The 16,767-nt window shown below is 70.4% G+C and carries 17 protein-coding genes; 9 read left to right on the top strand and 8 right to left on the bottom strand.

All coding sequences use genetic code 11. The features are described 5' to 3' along the window. Window positions 1–41: 41 nt before the first annotated feature. Entirely contained in the window at window positions 42–1,517 is a 1,476-nt protein-coding gene (zwf, locus tag AB0B64_RS40605; RefSeq protein ID WP_357952640.1) for a glucose-6-phosphate dehydrogenase, read from the bottom strand. Window positions 1,518–1,659: 142 nt separating this feature from the next. Between zwf and AB0B64_RS40600 the strand changes: the two genes are divergently transcribed. After that, window positions 1,660–2,850, top strand: a complete 1,191-nt coding sequence (locus AB0B64_RS40600; protein WP_357952641.1) for an ROK family transcriptional regulator — start codon at window positions 1,660–1,662, stop codon at window positions 2,848–2,850. A gap of 78 nt (window positions 2,851–2,928) precedes the next feature. On the opposite strand, the gene AB0B64_RS40595 is transcribed toward AB0B64_RS40600, so the two are convergent. Both AB0B64_RS40595 and AB0B64_RS40590 read right to left on the bottom strand, forming a co-directional pair. Then, on the bottom strand, window positions 2,929–3,447 hold the full coding sequence (locus tag AB0B64_RS40595) for a hypothetical protein (protein ID WP_358184697.1): 519 nt from the start codon (window positions 3,445–3,447) through the stop codon (window positions 2,929–2,931). 121 nt (window positions 3,448–3,568) lie between these two features. Next, window positions 3,569–4,270 carry a DUF2470 domain-containing protein gene (locus AB0B64_RS40590; protein WP_358184694.1) on the bottom strand — a complete coding sequence of 234 codons (702 nt, stop codon included), beginning with the start codon at window positions 4,268–4,270 and terminating at the stop codon, window positions 3,569–3,571. 76 nt (window positions 4,271–4,346) lie between these two features. Between AB0B64_RS40590 and rpsD the strand changes: the two genes are divergently transcribed. Both rpsD and AB0B64_RS40580 read left to right on the top strand, forming a co-directional pair. Continuing rightward, on the top strand, window positions 4,347–4,961 hold the full coding sequence (gene rpsD, locus AB0B64_RS40585; protein ID WP_358184842.1) for a 30S ribosomal protein S4: 615 nt from the start codon (window positions 4,347–4,349) through the stop codon (window positions 4,959–4,961). A gap of 2 nt (window positions 4,962–4,963) precedes the next feature. Beyond that, a complete protein-coding gene (locus tag AB0B64_RS40580) occupies window positions 4,964–6,226 on the top strand; it encodes a low temperature requirement protein A (protein WP_358184691.1) in 1,263 nt (420 codons plus the stop codon). Here the strand turns inward: AB0B64_RS40580 and AB0B64_RS40575 are convergent. Both AB0B64_RS40575 and AB0B64_RS40570 read right to left on the bottom strand, forming a co-directional pair. Continuing rightward, window positions 6,207–7,088 (bottom strand): ion transporter, encoded by an 882-nt coding sequence (locus AB0B64_RS40575; RefSeq protein ID WP_358184688.1) that lies wholly within the window; start codon window positions 7,086–7,088, stop codon window positions 6,207–6,209. The genes AB0B64_RS40580 and AB0B64_RS40575 overlap by 20 nt on opposite strands. 53 nt (window positions 7,089–7,141) lie before the next feature. Further along, the gene (locus AB0B64_RS40570) at window positions 7,142–7,618 is read right to left on the bottom strand and encodes a nitroreductase family deazaflavin-dependent oxidoreductase (protein ID WP_357952646.1); all 477 of its coding nucleotides are present in this window, start codon (window positions 7,616–7,618) and stop codon (window positions 7,142–7,144) included. Between the two features lie 91 nt (window positions 7,619–7,709). On the opposite strand from AB0B64_RS40570, the gene AB0B64_RS40565 reads away from it, so the two are divergent. Then, window positions 7,710–8,027: a DUF4190 domain-containing protein gene (locus tag AB0B64_RS40565; RefSeq protein ID WP_357952647.1), complete on the top strand. Its 318-nt coding sequence runs from the start codon at window positions 7,710–7,712 to the stop codon at window positions 8,025–8,027. On the opposite strand, the gene AB0B64_RS40560 is transcribed toward AB0B64_RS40565, so the two are convergent. Then, window positions 7,950–8,660 (bottom strand): TetR/AcrR family transcriptional regulator, encoded by a 711-nt coding sequence (locus tag AB0B64_RS40560; RefSeq protein WP_357952648.1) that lies wholly within the window; start codon window positions 8,658–8,660, stop codon window positions 7,950–7,952. The two genes, AB0B64_RS40565 and AB0B64_RS40560, sit on opposite strands and share 78 nt — an antisense overlap. 67 nt (window positions 8,661–8,727) lie before the next feature. On the opposite strand from AB0B64_RS40560, the gene AB0B64_RS40555 reads away from it, so the two are divergent. Both AB0B64_RS40555 and AB0B64_RS40550 read left to right on the top strand, forming a co-directional pair. Further along, entirely contained in the window at window positions 8,728–9,468 is a 741-nt protein-coding gene (locus AB0B64_RS40555) for an ATP-binding cassette domain-containing protein (RefSeq protein WP_357952649.1), read from the top strand. Further along, on the top strand, window positions 9,468–10,193 hold the full coding sequence (locus tag AB0B64_RS40550; protein WP_357952650.1) for an ABC transporter permease: 726 nt from the start codon (window positions 9,468–9,470) through the stop codon (window positions 10,191–10,193). Before AB0B64_RS40555 ends, AB0B64_RS40550 begins: the two co-directional genes overlap by 1 nt. 27 nt (window positions 10,194–10,220) lie before the next feature. Here the strand turns inward: AB0B64_RS40550 and AB0B64_RS40545 are convergent, their stop codons facing one another. Next, window positions 10,221–11,579, bottom strand: a complete 1,359-nt coding sequence (locus AB0B64_RS40545; RefSeq protein ID WP_358184683.1) for a S8 family serine peptidase — start codon at window positions 11,577–11,579, stop codon at window positions 10,221–10,223. A 183-nt stretch (window positions 11,580–11,762) separates the two neighbouring features. Here AB0B64_RS40545 and AB0B64_RS40540 point away from each other — a divergent pair, with 183 nt between their 5' ends. Next, a complete protein-coding gene (locus tag AB0B64_RS40540; RefSeq protein WP_358184680.1) occupies window positions 11,763–13,802 on the top strand; it encodes a spermidine synthase in 2,040 nt (679 codons plus the stop codon). Between the two features lie 58 nt (window positions 13,803–13,860). Here AB0B64_RS40540 and AB0B64_RS40535 read toward each other — a convergent pair whose 3' ends face one another. Further along, on the bottom strand, window positions 13,861–14,793 hold the full coding sequence (locus tag AB0B64_RS40535) for a MurR/RpiR family transcriptional regulator (protein ID WP_358184677.1): 933 nt from the start codon (window positions 14,791–14,793) through the stop codon (window positions 13,861–13,863). A gap of 130 nt (window positions 14,794–14,923) precedes the next feature. Between AB0B64_RS40535 and AB0B64_RS40530 the strand changes: the two genes are divergently transcribed. After that, complete coding sequence (locus AB0B64_RS40530) at window positions 14,924–16,315, top strand: MFS transporter (RefSeq protein ID WP_357952654.1); 1,392 nt, start codon at window positions 14,924–14,926, stop codon at window positions 16,313–16,315. Next, the gene (locus AB0B64_RS40525) at window positions 16,312–16,758 is read left to right on the top strand and encodes a GAF domain-containing protein (RefSeq protein WP_358184674.1); all 447 of its coding nucleotides are present in this window, start codon (window positions 16,312–16,314) and stop codon (window positions 16,756–16,758) included. The genes AB0B64_RS40530 and AB0B64_RS40525 overlap by 4 nt, the downstream gene beginning before the upstream one ends. The last annotated feature ends 9 nt before the right edge of the window (window positions 16,759–16,767 follow it).

Below are 16,767 nucleotides of genomic sequence, written 5' to 3'. Positions count from 1 at the left end.
AGACCCTCCTTCAGTGGGTCCTCGACCCCAAGTCGGCTTGTTCACGCTTGGTCCTCTTCGTGCCACTCGCGACCGCTGCGGGCGAGCAGCTCGTGGGCGCCCGCCGGTCCGGTGGACCCGGCGGGGTAGGGCTCGGGCAGTTCGGCGGACGACTCCCAGGCGGCCAGGATCGGGTCGATCCACTGCCAGGCCGCGGCCACCTCGTCACGGCGCATGAACAGCGTCGGGTTGCCCGCCAGCACGTCCATGAGCAGCCGCTCGTACGCCTCCGGTACGCGCGCGGTGAACGTCTTGCCGAAGCTGAGGCTCAGCGGCACCGGCTTGAGCGCCACCTCGCCCGCTCCCGGCTCCTTGGCCATGATGTGCAGCTCGATGCCCTCTTCCGGCTGCAGCCGCAGGACGAGCCGGTTCGGCGAGCCGCCGGGGTAGATGGAGTGCGGCACGTCCTTGAACTGCACCACGATCTCCGACGCCCGGCGCGGCAGGCGCTTGCCGGTACGCAGGTAGAACGGCACCCCGGCCCATCGCCAGTTCTTGACCTCGGCGCGGATCGCGGTGAACGTCTCCACCCGGCGCGAGGCCTCGGTGGGCGGGGTGGAGGCGGGCTCGTCCAGGTAGCCGGGCATGCCGTCGGCCTCGGTGTACTGGCCGCGCACGGTGAAGCGGTCGACCTCGGTGCCGGTGATGGGCCGCAGCGCCTGGAGCACCTTCACCTTCTCGTCGCGGATCGCCTCGCGGTCGTTGCGGGCCGGCGGCTCCATGGCGGTCATGCAGAGCAGCTGGAGCAGGTGGTTCTGCACCATGTCGCGCAGCGCGCCGGCCTGGTCGTAGTAGCCGCGCCGGCCGGGCGTGCCCACGGTCTCGGCGGCGGTGATCTGCACGTGGTCGATCCAGAGGGAGTTCCAGATCGGCTCCAGGAAGGCGTTGGCGAAGCGGAGCACGAGCAGGTTCTGCACGGTCTCCTTGCCCAGGTAGTGGTCGATGCGGAAGATCTGCGCCTCGTCGAAGATGGCGCCGACCTCCTCGTTGATCCGCTGGGCGCTGGCCAGGTCGCGGCCGAGCGGCTTCTCCAGCACCACCCGCGAGCGGGGCGTCACCAGGCCCGCCTGGTCCAGTTCGCGGCAGAACGGCCCGAACGTCATCGGCGGGCTGGCCAGGTAGAACACCCGGTCGCGCTGCTCGTGCCCGCCCAGCAGGGCGGCCAGCGCGCGCCAGCCGGACCGGTTCGTGCCGCCCACGTCGACGGACACGTGGTGCAGGCGGCCCAGGAAGCGCTGCCACGCGCCGAGGTCGGCCGGGACCTGGTCCCGTACCTCGGCGTCCACCTTGCCGCGGAAGTCCTCGTCGGTCAGCCCGCCCCGGGACATGGCGATGATCCGCGTCTCGGGCGAGAGCCGGCCCTCCACGTCGCTGTGGTAGAGCGCCGGGAGCAGCTTGCGCATGGACAGGTCGCCGGTGCCGCCGAAGACGACAAGGTCAGCGGCGTGCGCGGTGGCGGGGGTGGGAGAGGGGGACACGGCTGGGAACTCCGATGATCTACCAAGCAGGGACAGAACGGACACTAGCCAGAGTTGGGTAACTACACAAGCAGAGTTTTGCTATTTGAGATAAAAAAGTCGAGACTTTTCATTACCTAACCTCCTGTGATTCACTTGGCGGATGCCTCGACGTACCGCCGCGACGCTCGCCACGAGTGGCGAGGTGCTCCGCCTCATTCGCACCGGTGAGGCCGTGACGCGAGCGGATCTGGGCCGGGTGACCGGTCTGTCCCGCCCCGCGGTGCAACTGCGAGTCGGCGAGCTGCTCGACCGCGGTCTGGTCGTGGAGCGGGCCGACGCGCCGTCCACCGGCGGCCGGCCCCCGGTCCGGCTGGAGTTCAACGCCGTCGGCGGCGTGGTGCTGGTGGCCGCCCTCGGCGCCACCCGTACGCGGGTGGCGGTCTGCGACCTGGCCGGCCGCGAGCTCGAGGGGCGCGACTTCGCCATCGACGTCGAGCAGGGCCCCGACGTGGTGCTGCCGCTCGTCATGGACACCTGGGACGAACTCCTCGGCGACCGGCCGCGCTCGATGCTGCGGGGCGTGGGCATGGGCATGCCCGCCACGGTCGAGTTCGCGCAGGGCCGCACCGAGAGCGCCAGGGTGATGGCCTCGTGGACGGGCGTGGTGATCCCGCCGGTGGTCCGCGAACGCTTCCCGGTGCCCGTACTCATCGACAACGACGTCAACCTGCTGGCCATCGGCGAGCACCGGGGCGCCTATCCCGACCTGGACGACCTGATGTTCGTCAAGGTGTCCACCCGGATCGGCGCGGGCGTCATCGCGGGCGGCGAGATCCTGCGCGGCGCGCTCGGCGCGGCGGGCGAGATCGGCCACATCCCCGTACGCGACGGCGGCGGCGTGCTGTGCCGCTGCGGCAACATCGACTGCGTCGACTCGGTCGCCAGTGGCACCGCGCTGCTGCGCGACCTGCGGGCCGCGGGCAAGGACGTCAAGACCATCGCCGACGTGACCGCGCTGGTGCGCGCCGGGGACGCCGAGACGATGGCGATCGTCCGCGAGGCGGGCCGCCGGATCGGCGAGGTCCTGGCCATCGCCGTCAACATCCTCAACCCGTCGGTCGTGGTACTCGGTGGCGACGTGGCCGAGGCGTTCGGGCCGCTGGTGTCGAGCATCCGCGAGGTCGTCTACCGCCGCGGCACCGCGCTGGCCACCCGCCGGCTGCGCATCGAGCCCAGCAGGCTGGGCGCCGGGGCGGGCATCAGCGGGTGCGCGGTCATGGTCCTCGACCACGTGCTCTCGCCGGACGCCGTCGACGAGAGCATGATCGCCCGCCTCAAGGTCACTTCCTGACGGTCGGCTTCAAGGCCGCTTCCTGGCGGTCGGCGGCGGTCAGGCCCGCACCGCTGGGGATGCGGTTCGGTCAGGCTCTCACCGGTGGGGGTGCCGGCTCGGCCAGGGCTTCTTCGTCTTGCGCGGTGGCGTGATCCGGTCCGAGGGGATGCTCCTCGGTGGTTGCGTGTGGCCCATGGCCGCCTCGGGCAGCGCGGGCTGCAGCGTGGCGATGGCCGTGCCGTTGGGCCGCGGGGTCGGTGACGCGCTCCGGGTGGGGCTGGCCTGGGGGTGCGGGCTGCCGGTCGCCCGGGTGGCGGCAGGGGTGGGCGGGGCGGTCCTCCTGGTCCGGCGGGTGGGCGCGGGGTCCGCGGGGGGCGGCGTGGACTGGACCGGACGCGTGACCGGGACGCGATAGCGGGCGAGCTTCGACTCGATCGCTCCCGGCTCGCGCCGTGCCGGGCCCGGGTGGTGGCCACGGTCGGGCAGGCCGGCCATAGTGAGCTGTGTCCCGGGGAAGACGCCGCCGACGAGGATCGCCGCGGTGGCCAGCATCAGGCAACCGGCCATCAGTCCGGCGACCATCAGAATCCGCCTGCGCCGCTCTGTGTGATCCACAGGCGCCGATGATAGTAACTCGGCACCCCATCTCGGGCGACTCCCGGCGAATCGTGATCAAGTTCCCCGGCACGTCCCCCTGACGCTCAGCGCCGCGAACCCCTCACGGTCGGCAGGGCAGTCAACACGCGCACAGCAGGCCGCGCAGCGCGGTCTCCAGGCAGAGCGCGGTGTGCGCGGGGGCCGGCCACGCGAAGCGTACGAGCTGCTCGTCCGCCCGGACCGTCGCGCCGTAGCGGTCCAGCTCCCACAGCCACACGTCCCTGGCGTCCCCGCCCAGGTGCTTGGCCACCCCACCCGCGAGCTGGGCCCGGTGCGATTCGTTGATGTGGGCCAGCACGCGCTCGGCGGTGGTGGCCAGTGGATCGGGGATGGCGTCGAGGTAGTCGTCGGCGTCCAGCACTCCGGAGTCGTGCCCGGTCAGGTACACCACCTGGCCGACATCGAGCCGCAGCAGCCGGGGCGCGTCCGGCCGCCCGTACCTCTCCAGCGCCTCGAACAGGGCCTCGTCGGCGGTGTGCGCCGCGACCGCGACGGCGGCCCCGCGCGCCTCGCTCTCGGGCACCGCCTGTGCCCATCCCTGCACCTCGAGCAGCCCACGGGGATGCGAGACCTGGCCGAGCACGCGCATGGCGGTCAGGTTCACCGCGACGACGGCGTCGTCGCGCAGGCCGTGCAGCGCCTCGCCCGGCCGCACCAGCAGCACCGGGCGGCCCCGCTCGTCGACCCCGCCGCGGGCGGGCGCGGGGGCGCCGTCGACGGACAGGCGGGCGACGCTCGCCGACGCGGCAAGAGTGCGGATCCGCTCGGGGATCGTGAGCATGGCGCCTCCTTGAGATCTCGCTTCGCTATAGGTTAGCCTTGCCTAAGTAAGGACTACCTAACCACATGAGGTGAACGTGCGCTACACCGGTCCGAAGGTGCGACTGTCACGTCGCGCGGGCGTCCCGCTGACCAAGAAGGCCGTCCGCTACTTCGAGCAGCGCCCCTACCCGCCGGGCGAGCACGGCCGCAAGACCAACCGCCGCAACTCCGGCGACTACGGGCTGCGGCTGTTGGAGAAGCAGAAGCTGCGCTGGTACTACGACGTGTCGGAGCGGCAGCTGCGCCGCTACTGGGACCTCGCCGTGCGCAAGCCGAGCGCGTCGGGTGCCGAGCTGGTCACGCTGCTGGAGACCCGCCTGGCCTCGCTGGTGCTGCGGGCCGGCCTGGCCCCGTCGATCTACGCGGCCAGGCAGTACGTCAACCACGGCCACATCGCCGTTGACGGCCGCAAGGTGGACATTCCCAGCTACCTGGTCAAGCCCGGCCAGGTCATCACCGTGCGGGAGCGCTCACGGCGGATGCAGCCGTTCGTGGCCGCCGCCGAGGGCGTGTACGCCGACGAGCGGATCGCGGCCTACCTGTCCGTCGATCATTCCGACCTGCGGTTCACGCTGGTCAGCAGGCCCGAGCGCGAGCAGATCAGCGTCCCGGTGGACGAGCAGCTGGTCGTGGAGTTCTATTCTCGTTAGCCGTGAGTGATGCAGGAGCCGCGAGTAGCGCGGAAGCCGTGAGTGACGGCGCCGCGAGTGGCGTGGGTGAGCGGCATGCCAGCTGGCTGGAATTGTTCTTCGACCTCGTCGTGGTGGTGGCGGTCGCCCAGCTGGCGCACCGCCTGCAGCACCCGACTTGGGGCGATGTGGCGCTGTTCGCCATCCTCTACTACGCGGTGTGGAGCATCTGGACGTCCCTGACGCTCTATTCCAACGTCCGCGCCGAGAAGACGCACCTGCGCAGCATGCTGATCGGGATGTTCGGCATCGCGGTCATGGCGGCGGCGGCCCCCGACGTCGCCCACGCCATCCCCGGCGTGGGCACGCACGACAAGTGGTTCATCGCCGCCTACATCACCTGCCGGGTCAGCGCCTCCCGGTCGCTCCAGGCGGCCAGCACGGTGATGACCGCCTGGCCCGCGGCCCAGCTCGGCGCGGGCCTCACACCGTGGTTCGCCTCGCTCGGGGTGGAGGGCGAGTGGCGCTACTACCTGTGGGGCCTCGGCATCGCGCTGGACGTCACCTTCTCCATCCTGCAGAGCCGCCGGCCGGAGCGGTTGGTCAAGGAGATGACGGCACAGGCCGATCGGCTCAGGGCGCGCGAGCTGCGCCGGGCGGCCAGGGGCGGGAAGATCTTGGAGGCGCGCTACCTGGAGGCGCCGAAGGTCGCTGTGCTCGACCCCGCGCACCTGGGCGAGCGGCTCGGGCTGTTCGTCATCATCGTGCTGGGCGAGGCGGTCATGCAGGTCGTGATCGCCTCCTCCGGGCTCAGCTGGGACTGGCCGCTCGGCCTGGCCGCCGTGGCCGGGTTCGGGCTGATCGTGTCGCTGTGGTGGCTCACCCTCCAGTACGGCCTGAGCGCCGTGCCCGAGATCCACGAGCGGGGGCTCAAGCCGTACATCGCGCTGCCCGCGCACTACGCGATGACGGCGGGCATCACCGCGACCGCGGCGGGGCTCGGCGTGGTGGCGTCCGCGCCCGCCGAGCATCTGCACGGCGGGATCTCGTGGGTGCTGTGCGGTGGCCTCGCCGTCTACTTCGCCGCCTCCACAGTGCTCGGTGTGGCCAGCCGCGCCGGGCGCCGGTGGATCTGGGGCTGGGCCGTGCCCTCGATCGTGGTGCCGCTGCTGGTCGCCGCGATCGCGGGCCTGGTGCCGGCGTGGAGCGTGGTGGCTCTGCTGTTGGCGGTCGCCCTCTGGCGGGTGGTCTACAAGCCCGCCGCGCCTACCGCCGTCCCCGCTTGACCGAGCGGCCGCCGCCGCCACCTCCGCCCCCGTTTCCGTTTGATCGAGCGGCCGCCGCGGCCCCCGCCTGTTCGAGCATGTTCCGCTCTTCGCGCAGCTCGGTGACCTCTTTGCGGAGCGCCGTCAGCTCGGCCAGAATCAGCTGGAGCGAGGCCGCGGTGTCGACGTCCTGCTCCGCGCGCTCGGCGGCCGACTCCTCCTCCATGGCGCTCACCACGACGGCCATGAACAGGTTGAGCACGACGAACGTGCAGACCAGGATGAAGATCGTGAAGAAGATCCAGGCCGTGGGGTGGGTGTTCATCACCTCCCTGGCGATGTTGCCCCAGTCGTCGCCCGTCATCGTCTGGTAGAGGGTGAACAGCGAGGTGGGCAGGCTGCCGAAGCGGTTCGGCGCCGTGTCGCCGTACAACTTGGTGGCCATGACGGCGGCCACGTACAGGACCAGGGAGAGCAGCAGCACGATCGAGCTCATGCCGGGCATGGCGCGCAGCAGGGCCGAGACGACCCGGCGCAGGCTGGGCACCACCGACAGCAGGCGCAGCGCCCGCAGGATGCGCAGGGAGCGCAGCACCGACAGGCCGCTCGTGAAGGGGGCCAGGGCGATCGCCACGATCACGGTGTCGAAGATGTTCCACGGATCACGCGGGAAGCGCGAGCGTTCGACGTAGATCTTCGCGAGCAGTTCGGCCACGAAGATGTAGAGCGCCGCATGATCGACCACGGTCAGCAGGTGACCGTAGTTCTCGACCACGGCGGGCACGGTTTCGAGGCCGAGGGTGGCCGCGTTGAGCAGGATGACGCCGACGATGAACCGCTGGAAACGCTGGTGCTCGACGAAGGCTCGGGTGCGTTCACGCACGGGAAGGGGCTCCTAGAGAGGGAAAAGTTGCCCCACCATGATGACGCAGGAGATCACTGTGTCGGTGTCAGGCGGAAGACCCGCAGCTCCCGCCCGGACACCTCGGTGTAGCGGTCGAACAGCGGCCACCGCTCGATCAGCCACGGCCACGCCGCCTCGCGGTCGGCGCCGGTCAGCAGCGTGGCGGTGACGGGGAAGTCCTTCCCCCGGAAGCTGGCCGTGGCCCTGGGCGTCTTCAGCAGGTTGCCGCTCCACGCCGGGTGGTGGTCCTGGCCGAAGTTGCTGCCCACCACGAGGAGGGTGCCCTCTGGTTCGGGCAGGCAGGCGAGCGGCGAGCTGCGCGGCAGACCGGACTTGGCGCCCGTGGTGACCAGGATCAGCGTCGGGATGACCGGATTGTTGCTGAGCAGCCGTCCCCGGGTCAGCCGGTGCACGGTCCGGTCGAGCTGCGGCATGAACTTGGGACCGGCCCTCATGAACCACTTGGCCGCCGCCAGCCGATGGAGGAAGAGCCTCAGAACCCGGAGCATGCGGCGAGTGTAGCAAGCGTTTGGTCAACTGCGGACGGCAGAGCGCCTGTGGTATAAAAAACCGCCTAATCGACAACGGGGGCGAGTGCAGATGTCCTATCCCAACTACGGCCCCTCCTACTACGGGCCACCGCCTCAGACGCACCCCAACGGCACCACGATCCTGGTTCTGGGCATCCTGAGCCTGGTCGTCTGTACGTTCATCGGCCCCTTCGCCTGGTCGATGGGCACCAAGGCGCTTCGGGAGATCGACCAGAGCGGCTACATCTATGAGAATCGGGGCATGGTGTCGGCCGGCCGCGTCTGCGGCATCGTCAGCACCTGCCTGATGCTAGCGGTGATCGGCCTCTACGCGATCATGTTGGTGGTCTTCGGTGGCGCCGCCATCCTCGGCGGCCTCGACGACTAGCGATCGGCGGCCATAGCCGCCGATCCCCGACTCCAGCAGGTCGAACGCCCTCGCCGCCTGCGTGCGCACGTCCGCCCAGATCTCCTGCCACTGCTCGCCCGCCATCTTGCGCCGTAGCGCGTGCCGTGTCAGCAGTCGCGTCGTGCTCAGGATCTGGTCCGCCACGAGCTGCGGAGTGAGGTCGTCGGGCCCGGCGCCGGTCTCCTCGGCGATGATGGCCGCCAGGTTGGTGGTGGAGATGTGCTCCACCTCGCGCATTTTGGCGATCAGCGCCGCGCTCTCCTCGACCATCCGGCCGAACACCTCGGCGCCCTCGCCCATCCCGTATCGCCACTCGCGGGTGTCGAGCGCGTCGAAGTAGTCGCGCCGGAAGGCGGCCACGATGCTCTCGCCGGGCCGCCGCTCGCGCACCACCTTGCTCGACAGGTCCACCACCTCGTCCTGCCGGTCGGCGAACAGGTCCTCTTTGGTGCCGAAGTAGTTGAACACCGTGTTGACCGACACGTCGGCGGCCCGCGCCACCTGCGCGACGGTAACGTTGTCGAATCCGTGGATCATGAACAGCCCCATCGCCATGTCGGCGATGCGCTGCCTGGTCTCCCGCTTCTTCCGCTCGCGCAGCCCCTCGTCCATGCCTCCATGCTACCAATATTGCAGCGGCACCAAAATTGTGGCTACTCTATTTTTGGAGGCGATGAAAATGATCAAGACCGTAGGTCTGCGCAAGACCTTCAAAGGCGGCGTCGAAGCCGTCAAGGGTGTGGACATATCGGTGGAGCCCGGCGAGATCGTCGGCTTCCTCGGCCCCAACGGCGCCGGAAAGACCACGACCATGCGCATGCTGACCACGCTGCTCCAGCCCACGTCGGGCACCGCCACGGTGGCGGGCCACGACCTGCTGGGCGACGCCCGCGAGGTGCGCCGCCGCATCGGCTACGTGTCGCAGGGCGGAGGGATCAACCCGGCCGCCCCGCTCGGGGAGGAGCTCGAACTCCAGGCCATGCTGTACGGCCTCTCCCGCGACGAAGCCGGGCCGCGGGTACGCGAGGTGCTGGCCCGGCTCGACCTGACCGGCCTGGAGTCCAGACCCGGAGGCGCCCTGTCCGGCGGCCAGCGGCGCCGCTTCGACATCGCGTTCGCCCTGCTGCACCGGCCCGTGCTGCTGTTCCTGGACGAGCCGACGACCGGGCTCGACCCGCAGAGCCGGGCCAACCTGTGGGAGCACATCCGGGCGCTGCGCGCCGAGCAGGGCGTGACGGTCTTCCTGACCACGCACTACCTCGACGAGGCCGACGCCCTGTGCGACCGGCTGCTGATCATCGACCACGGCCGCATCGTGGCCGAGGGCGCCCCGGCCGAGCTCAAGACCGGTGGGCGCACGCTCGACGACGTGTTCCTGGACATCACCGGCAGGTCCCTGCGCGAGGAGGCGGGCGTCTGATGCTGCGCGAGACCTATCTGCTGTTCCGTCACAACCTGCGAAGCACGCTGCGGCAGAAGATCGCCATCATCTTCGGAGTCATCCAGCCGCTGGTCTTCCTCGTGCTGTTCGGGCCCATCTTCGCCACGATCGGCACCTGGGAGACGCTGGTGCCGGGCCTGATCATCCAGCTCGGCCTGATGAGCACCGGCATGGCCGGGTTCGGCGTGGTCTTCGAGAAACGCTCGGGCGTGCTGGAGCGCATGCGCGTCACCCCGGCCAGCCGCCTGGCCCTGCTGCTCGGCCGGGTGCTCAACAACGCGGTCACGCTCATCATCCAGGCCGTGCTGCTGGTCGCGGTCGGCTACGCGTTCGGCCTGCGCGCCCCGGCCACGGGGGTGGCGGCCGGGCTCGTGCTGGTGGTCGTGCTCGGGCTCAGCCTGGCCGCGCTGTCGTACGCGGTCGCGCTGACGCTCGATGACCAGCTCTTCGCGCCGGTGATGAGCACCGCGGTGCTGCCGCTGGTCCTGCTGTCGGGCGCGTTCCTGCCCATGTCGATGGCGCCCGGCTGGCTGGACGCGCTCTCGCACATCAGCCCGTTCCGGTATGTCCTGGAGGCGCTGCGTGATCTGTTCGCCGGACATTACGCCACCGGCACGGTCGGCGTCGGGGTGGCGGTGACCGTGGCCTTCGCCCTGGTCAGCGTCACGGTCGGGACGCGGGTGTTCAACCAGGAGAACGCCTGAGGCGGTCACCGCCACCACGGCACTCCGTCAGGACATGCTTCTGGCCCGGCGCTGGAGCGCGGCGATGATCCCGGTGGTGTCGACGATCCCGTAGCCGTAGTCGTAGTCGAAGCCCACCTCGCTGCGGTCCTCGCCTGTTCGGCGGAGCAGCGCGCGCAACTGCGCGGGCCGCAGCCGCGAGGTGGGCCAGAGCGTACGGATCGCCGCGACCAGCCCGGCCGCGACCGGAGTCGCGGCCGAGGTGCCCGAGTCGGGCTCGGCATCGCCGAACGCCTTGGACCCGGAGAAATGGGTGTAAGCGCAGATGTCGGGCTTGCGGGCGGTCAGCCGCCCCGGCCCCTGCGAGGAGTAGCCGACCCGGGTGCCGCTCACGTCGACGCCGCCGATCGACAGGGCCCTGGGATGGGAGTTCGCGCCGGTGATCGGCCGGTTCGGGTAGGCGCACCGGCCGTCGCGGCACTCGCGCCCGCAGTTGCCGGCCGCGAACAGCACGTCGGCGCCCGCGCTGTCGAGGCTGGAGATCATCAGGTTGAACGGGTGCGCCGCGTTGTCCGAGTAGTTGCCCGGATGGCCGACGGGGAAATCCCACTCGGGGGAGAACGACCCCCACGAGTTGCTGATCACCAGCGCCCTCGACTCCTCGGGCTGCGCCTCCAGCACCATGCGCAGGTGCGCGAACGCGGCCACGGCGTCCGACAGCAGCCCGTCGAGCGCCGAGCCGCCAGGACGGGTGGAGCGCAGCACCGGGATGTCGATCAGCGACGCTTGCGGCGCGCCGATGAGCGTGTCGAAGGCGCACATCGTGCCATGGGCGACCTCGAACTCGCCCGCCCGGCCCTCGACGCCCGTGGGGTTCCAGCTCCGCTGGGCGTCGAGCGTGACGCCCCGGCCGAGCTGCCTGGCGACATGGGCGGCGTTGATGCCGGTGTCGAGCACGGCCAGGGTCACCCCGGAGCCGTCCAGTCCCTCGGCGTGCAGTCCGGGGACGTTGAGCAGCCGTTCGACGTCGTGCCAGTCGCCGAACGGCGCGTCGCCGCCGCAGGTGAGCGAGGACTCGACGACCGGATCGGCGTAGACGCCGACGACGTCGGGCCGGAGGGTGGGCAGGAGGGTCACGCGGGTCAGGAGCTCGTCGTCGGAGATCGTGCCGCGAACCAGCACCGAGGCGTCCTCGGCCGCCAGGGAGAAGTCCAGCGGCTGGTTGAGTGACAGCGGGTCGCCGCCGGGCGGCGGGACGGGCCGGGGGAGGGGCACGGGCGTGAAGGCGTGGTCGAGCTCGACTCCGGGCAGGCCGTCCGCGACGTCGGCCGTGGTGGCGGTCTGGCCGGGATCGGCGACTGCCGCGACCAGATCGGGGGAGGGGCGCAGCTGGATCAGAACGCGCATGGGGCACCACCGGAATGTTCGGAGGGAAATGAACCTCCCAAGATTCCTTCATCTGTCCGGGCGTGTCCAGCGCATCTCATGGGCTTTGACCTGCTGAAATGCCGTAAAAGCCGCCAAGGGGACGATATTCATTCCCGCTGTCAGGCTTCCTTGTTCCCGGTCCGTTCACTAGCGTGAGGCGGCATGACGCTCCAGGCACAAAAGACGGTAGCGGGCGAGGACGGCGATCACTGGCTGGCGGTGCGGCCGAGGCTCATTCTCGCCAGTGCGTTCATGCTCTTCCTGGAGCTGGCGCTGATCCGGTGGACCGGATCGAACATCGTGCATCTCAGCTATTTCACCAATTTCGTGCTTCTCGGGTCGTTCCTCGGCATCGGGCTGGGGTTCCTGCGCGTGGGGCGGGCGCGGCGGCAGCCGTACTATTCGCCGGTCATCCTGTTCGGCCTGGTCTTCGTCGTGCTGACCTTTCCGGTGACCGTCGACCGCAACACCGAGGGCGTCCTCTACTGGACCAGCCTGCAGACCACGGGACCGCCCGCGTGGCTGATCCTGCCGGTGATCTTCTGCGCGGCGGCGCTCGTGCTGATGGGCCCGGCCGAGCTGGTCGGGCGCTGCTTCCCCGAGCTGCCCCGGCTGGAGGCCTACCGCTACGACCTGATCGGCAGCCTCTCGGGGATCGCGCTCTTCACCGCGCTGTCGTTCCTGAGCGCGCCGCCGGTGTTCTGGGGGCTGATCGCGGCCGCCGCCTACGGTGTGCTGCTGGTGCCCCGGCCGCGGATCATCTATCTCGGGCTCGTCACCGTGCCGTCGCTGGCGGTCGTGGGGCTGCTGCTGGCCGAGACGCTGACCGCCGGGGCGTTCTGGTCGCCGTACTACAAGGTCACCTACAAGCAGTTCCAGCAGCTCGGCGTGCCCGTCACCGACATCTCCGTGAACGGCATCCCGCACCAGCAGGCCGTGCCCGCCGCCGCCCGGCTGCAGTGGGAGCGCCAGTACGGCCTGCCGTACGAGCGGGCGAGCACCCCGCCCAAGAACGTGCTCATCGTCGGCGCGGGCAGCGGCACGGACGTGGCGATCGCCCTGTCCAAGGGCGCCACCCACGTCGACGCCGTCGAGATCGACCCCAAACTCCGCGAACTCGGCGGCTCCCTGCACCCGGACAAGCCCTACGACGATCCCCGGGTGACCACCCACGTCACCGACGGCCGCGCCTTCCTGGAACGGACCGGCGACAAGTACGACCTGATCCTGTTCGCCCTGCCCGACTCGCTCACGCTCGTGTCGGGGGCCAGTTCGCTGCGGCTGGAGAGCTACCTGTTCACCGAGGAGGCCATGCGGGCCGCCCGGGCGCACCTCAAGCCCACCGGGACCTTCTCGATGTACAACTACTACCGCGAGAGCTGGCTCGTCGACCGGCTCGCCTCGACCGTGCAGAACGCCTTCGGCCACAAGCCGTGCGTCGACGTGGTCAGCACGGCGGGCCAGCAGGCCGTGATCACGGCGGGCGCGACGGCGTCGGCGCAGCGGTGCGCGGGGGAGTGGGCGGGCGCCGCCGCGGGCACCCCGCCGCCGACCGGTGACGACCGGCCGTTCCTCTACCTGAAGGACGGCGACATCCCGTCCCTCTACCTCATCACGCTCGGCCTGATCCTCGCGGTCAGCCTGATCGCCGTCCGCGTCGTCGCCGGGCCCTACCGGCGGATGCGCCCCTACGCCGACCTGTTCCTGCTCGGGGTGGCGTTCCTGCTGCTGGAGACCAAGAGCGTGACGGGCTTCGCGCTGCTGTTCGGCACGACGTGGGTGGTCAACGCGATCGTGTTCGCCGGGGTGCTCGTCGCCGTGCTCGCCGCCGTCGAGATCACCCGCCGCTTCCGCACGCCGCCACTGCCGGTCATGTACGGGGTGCTGTTCGGCGGCCTGCTGCTGGCCTGGCTGGTGCCGAACACGTGGCTGCTGTCGCTGCCACTGCCCCTGCGGGCGGTCGCGGCGGTGACGGTGGCGTTCCTGCCGATCTTCGCGGCGAACGTGGTCTTCGCCAAACGCTTCTCCGACTCGGCGGACGCCACGACGTCCTTCGGCGCGAACCTCCTGGGGGCCATGGTGGGCGGCTGCCTGGAATACCTGGCGCTGGTGATCGGCTACAAGGGCCTGCTCATCGTGGCCGCCGTCCTCTACCTGGGCGCCTTCGTCCTGCTGCCGCGCAAGTCGGTGGCGGCCTCGTAGTACGGGGCCGGCCGCGCTACGGACCGGCTCAGGGCCGCTACGGACCGGCTCAGGGCCGCTACGGGCCCGCGCCGGGTTCGTCGTCGTGCTGGTCGACGGGGGCGGGTGGTGTGGGGCGTCGGTGCAGGAGGCCGAACTTCGACCACATGCCCTCGGCCGTCTCGATCGAGGCGGCCGTCCGGGCCGGGTCCACGGTGGCCAGCTGCGTGACCAGCGCCTGCGCGACGGCCATACCCGCGGTCAGCGACGGGAAGAACGCCACCCCCTCGGCCGGGACCATCACCACCTCCTCGGCGGCGTTGGCCAGGGCGGGGCTGGCCGCGTCCGTCAAGGCGAAGACGCGGACGCCACGGGCACGCGCCTCGTTGGCGGCCAGCACGGTGCTCTCGTACAGCCGCCAGAAGCTGATGGCGATCAGCACGTCACCCGGGCCGATCGCCGCGACGGAGTTGGCCAGCTCGGCGTCCCCGCTCGTCACGGCCGCGACCGGGTAGCCGGCCAGCCGGGCGTTGTGCGCGAGCGCCATGCCGACCGCCGCATAGCTGCCGTCCGCGACGATCACCGTGCGGCCCGCGGCGGCGACGGCCTCGGCGATGGTACGCAGCACGTCCTCGTCCAGACGCCTGTTGAGCAGCGCGAGGCTGTCCAGGTCGCGCCGGAGCGAGCGGGAGCTGGGCGAGCCGGCGCCGCTGTGCTCGGCCGCCACCTGGGGCGCGCTGAGTGAGGACAGGTAGCGGGCGCGCAGCTCCTGCTGGAGCGCGGGCCATCCGGCGAACCCGAGCGCCTGCGCGGTGCGGGTCACGGTCGCCACGTTCACGCCCGCGAGCTGGGCCAGCTCGGCGGCCGCGCCGAACGAGGCCCGGCGCGGCTGCGAGAGCAGCACCTCCAGCAGCGCCGCCGCCTTGGGGCGCAGCCCGCGCTCGGGCACCCGGTCGCGCAGCCAGTCCTGAAAGTTGTCCGTGACCTGCTCTGCCACCTGATCCTCTCCCATGGGGTGAGGAGCCATGCTACGCGTTCGCAACATGGACAATGTGCAAAGAACATTGCAATCTATGGGATTTGCACTATACGTTGCCAGGCAATCGTTCTACAGGGCTGTGACCTTGGGAAGGTGCGTTGGCATGACCTTGTTGGCCCGTCTGGACCGGCTCCCACTGAGCCGTCCGCACTATCTCCTTCTGCTCATAGGCGGACTCGGCTACACCTTCGACGGCATGGACTCCGCCGTGGTCGCCTTCCTACTGCCCAGCGCCCGCGCGGAATGGGGCCTCGACGACGGCCAGCTCGGGCTGATCGGGTCCGCGAGCCCGTTCGGGTTCCTGTTCGGGGCGGCCATCGCGGGCCTGCTCGGCGACCGCATCGGCCGCAAGAAGGTCATGATGTACGCGCTGGCCTTCTACGCGGTCTTCTCCGTGGTCGCCGCCTTCGCCCCCAACTACGAGGCGTTCCTGGGCTCCAGGATCCTCGCCGGGGCGGGAGCCGGCGCGGAGAGCGCGATCATCGCGCCGTTCCTGTCGGAGTTCGTCCCGGCCAAGCGGCGCGGCTGGTTCATCGGCGCGCTGGCCGGGTTCTTCTCCTTCGGCTTCGTCATGGCCGCGCTGATCGGGCGGTTCGTGGTCCCCACGATGGACGACGGCTGGCGCGTCGCGCAGCTGATCACCGCGGTGCCGATCGTGATGCTGCTGTGGTGGCGGCGCTCGCTGCCCGAATCGCCGCGCTTCCTGCTCCAGCAGGGCCGCCACGCGGAGGCCGAGGCGGTGGTCGTGGACATCGAACGCCGCGTCGAGCGGGCCACCGGGCAGGCTCTCCCGCCCGTGCCCGCCGCCACCGCGCAGGTCGCGACGGCCACGCCGAAGGTGAACCTGATCAGCGCGCTGCGGTTCCTGTGGAGCCCGGCCATGGCCAAGCGGACCGCCGTCATCTGGCTGATCTGGTTCGTGATCACGTTCTCCTACTACGGGTTCTTCTCCTGGATCCCGACCCTGCTCGTGGGGCGCGGCATCACGGTGACCAAGAGCTTCGAGTTCTCGATCATCATCTATCTGGCGCAGATCCCCGGCTACTTCTCCGCCGCCTGGCTCTCGGAGCGGCTGGACCGCAAGAACACCATCGCGCTCTACCTCGCGGGCTCGGCGATCAGCGCGTTCTGGCTGTCCCAGATGGACTCGCCGGTCGCCATCACGATCGCGGGCGCGGTGCTGTCCTTCTTCCTCAACGGAACGTACGCGGGCGTCTACTCCTACACGCCCGAGGTGTTCCCGACCTGGATCCGGGCCACCGGCACCGGCCTGTCCAGCGCGTTCGGCCGCGTCGGCAGCATTCTCGCGCCCACGATCATCGGCCTGTCGGCCGCGAGCCTGGGCTTCGCCGGAGTGTTCGGCCTCACCACGGCCGTGCTGGTGGCCGGGGTGATCTGCGTGATCGTCTTCGGCCTGGCCACGGCCGGACGGTCGCTGGAAGACCTGACCGAGCGGGGCGATCCCGCCGACACAGCGGGGGAGATGGCGAAATGACCGACCTGAAAGACGTGGAGGACAAGGTCCGGGAGTCACTGGGGGTACGGCTGTTCACGGTCCTGGCCTGGATTCCCGAACGGCAGGCGCTGCGGCGCGTCCACAGCAGCGACCCCGAGCGCTATCCCGTGGGCGGGGAGAAGACCGTGGAGGTGGCCAAGGGCTGGCTGACCCGCTGCATCGAGGCGGGCGAGCCGTACTTCGGCCCGGACCGGGCCGCCGTGCGGGAGGTGTTCGCCGACCACGAGCTGATCGAGAGCCTGGGCTGCGGGGCCATCGTCAACGTGCCCGTGATGGACGCGGGCGAGGTGCTCGGCGTGCTGAACATCCTGGACGCCGAGGGCAGTTACGACGAGGAGTCGGTCGCCGTCGCCGCGTCCCTGACGCCGCTCGCGGTGCCCGCCCTGCGTGCCGCCGTACACGGAACCGCCGAGAGAACCTGAGAGGTATCA

This window comes from Nonomuraea sp. NPDC049129 (assembly GCF_040648495.1).
Classification (GTDB): domain Bacteria; phylum Actinomycetota; class Actinomycetes; order Streptosporangiales; family Streptosporangiaceae; genus Nonomuraea.
The sequence above is the reverse complement of the archived record's forward strand: the minus strand, read 5'-3'. Positions and strand labels throughout refer to the sequence as shown.

Excerpts from the sequence above, each read along its gene's own strand:
- AB0B64_RS40600 (WP_357952641.1), top strand. The coding sequence starts at position 1,660 with ATGCCTCGACGTACCGCCGCGACGCTCGCCACGAGTGGCGAGGTGCTC.
- AB0B64_RS40590 (WP_358184694.1), bottom strand. The coding sequence starts at position 4,270 with ATGCTCACGATCCCCGAGCGGATCCGCACTCTTGCCGCGTCGGCGAGC.
- AB0B64_RS40570 (WP_357952646.1), bottom strand. The coding sequence starts at position 7,618 with ATGCTCCGGGTTCTGAGGCTCTTCCTCCATCGGCTGGCGGCGGCCAAG.
- AB0B64_RS40565 (WP_357952647.1), top strand. The coding sequence starts at position 7,710 with ATGTCCTATCCCAACTACGGCCCCTCCTACTACGGGCCACCGCCTCAG.
- AB0B64_RS40560 (WP_357952648.1), bottom strand. The coding sequence starts at position 8,660 with ATGGACGAGGGGCTGCGCGAGCGGAAGAAGCGGGAGACCAGGCAGCGC.
- AB0B64_RS40555 (WP_357952649.1), top strand. The coding sequence starts at position 8,728 with ATGATCAAGACCGTAGGTCTGCGCAAGACCTTCAAAGGCGGCGTCGAA.
- AB0B64_RS40550 (WP_357952650.1), top strand. The coding sequence starts at position 9,468 with ATGCTGCGCGAGACCTATCTGCTGTTCCGTCACAACCTGCGAAGCACG.
- AB0B64_RS40545 (WP_358184683.1), bottom strand. The coding sequence starts at position 11,579 with ATGCGCGTTCTGATCCAGCTGCGCCCCTCCCCCGATCTGGTCGCGGCA.
- AB0B64_RS40540 (WP_358184680.1), top strand. The coding sequence starts at position 11,763 with ATGACGCTCCAGGCACAAAAGACGGTAGCGGGCGAGGACGGCGATCAC.
- AB0B64_RS40535 (WP_358184677.1), bottom strand. The coding sequence starts at position 14,793 with ATGGGAGAGGATCAGGTGGCAGAGCAGGTCACGGACAACTTTCAGGAC.
- AB0B64_RS40530 (WP_357952654.1), top strand. The coding sequence starts at position 14,924 with ATGACCTTGTTGGCCCGTCTGGACCGGCTCCCACTGAGCCGTCCGCAC.
- AB0B64_RS40525 (WP_358184674.1), top strand. The coding sequence starts at position 16,312 with ATGACCGACCTGAAAGACGTGGAGGACAAGGTCCGGGAGTCACTGGGG.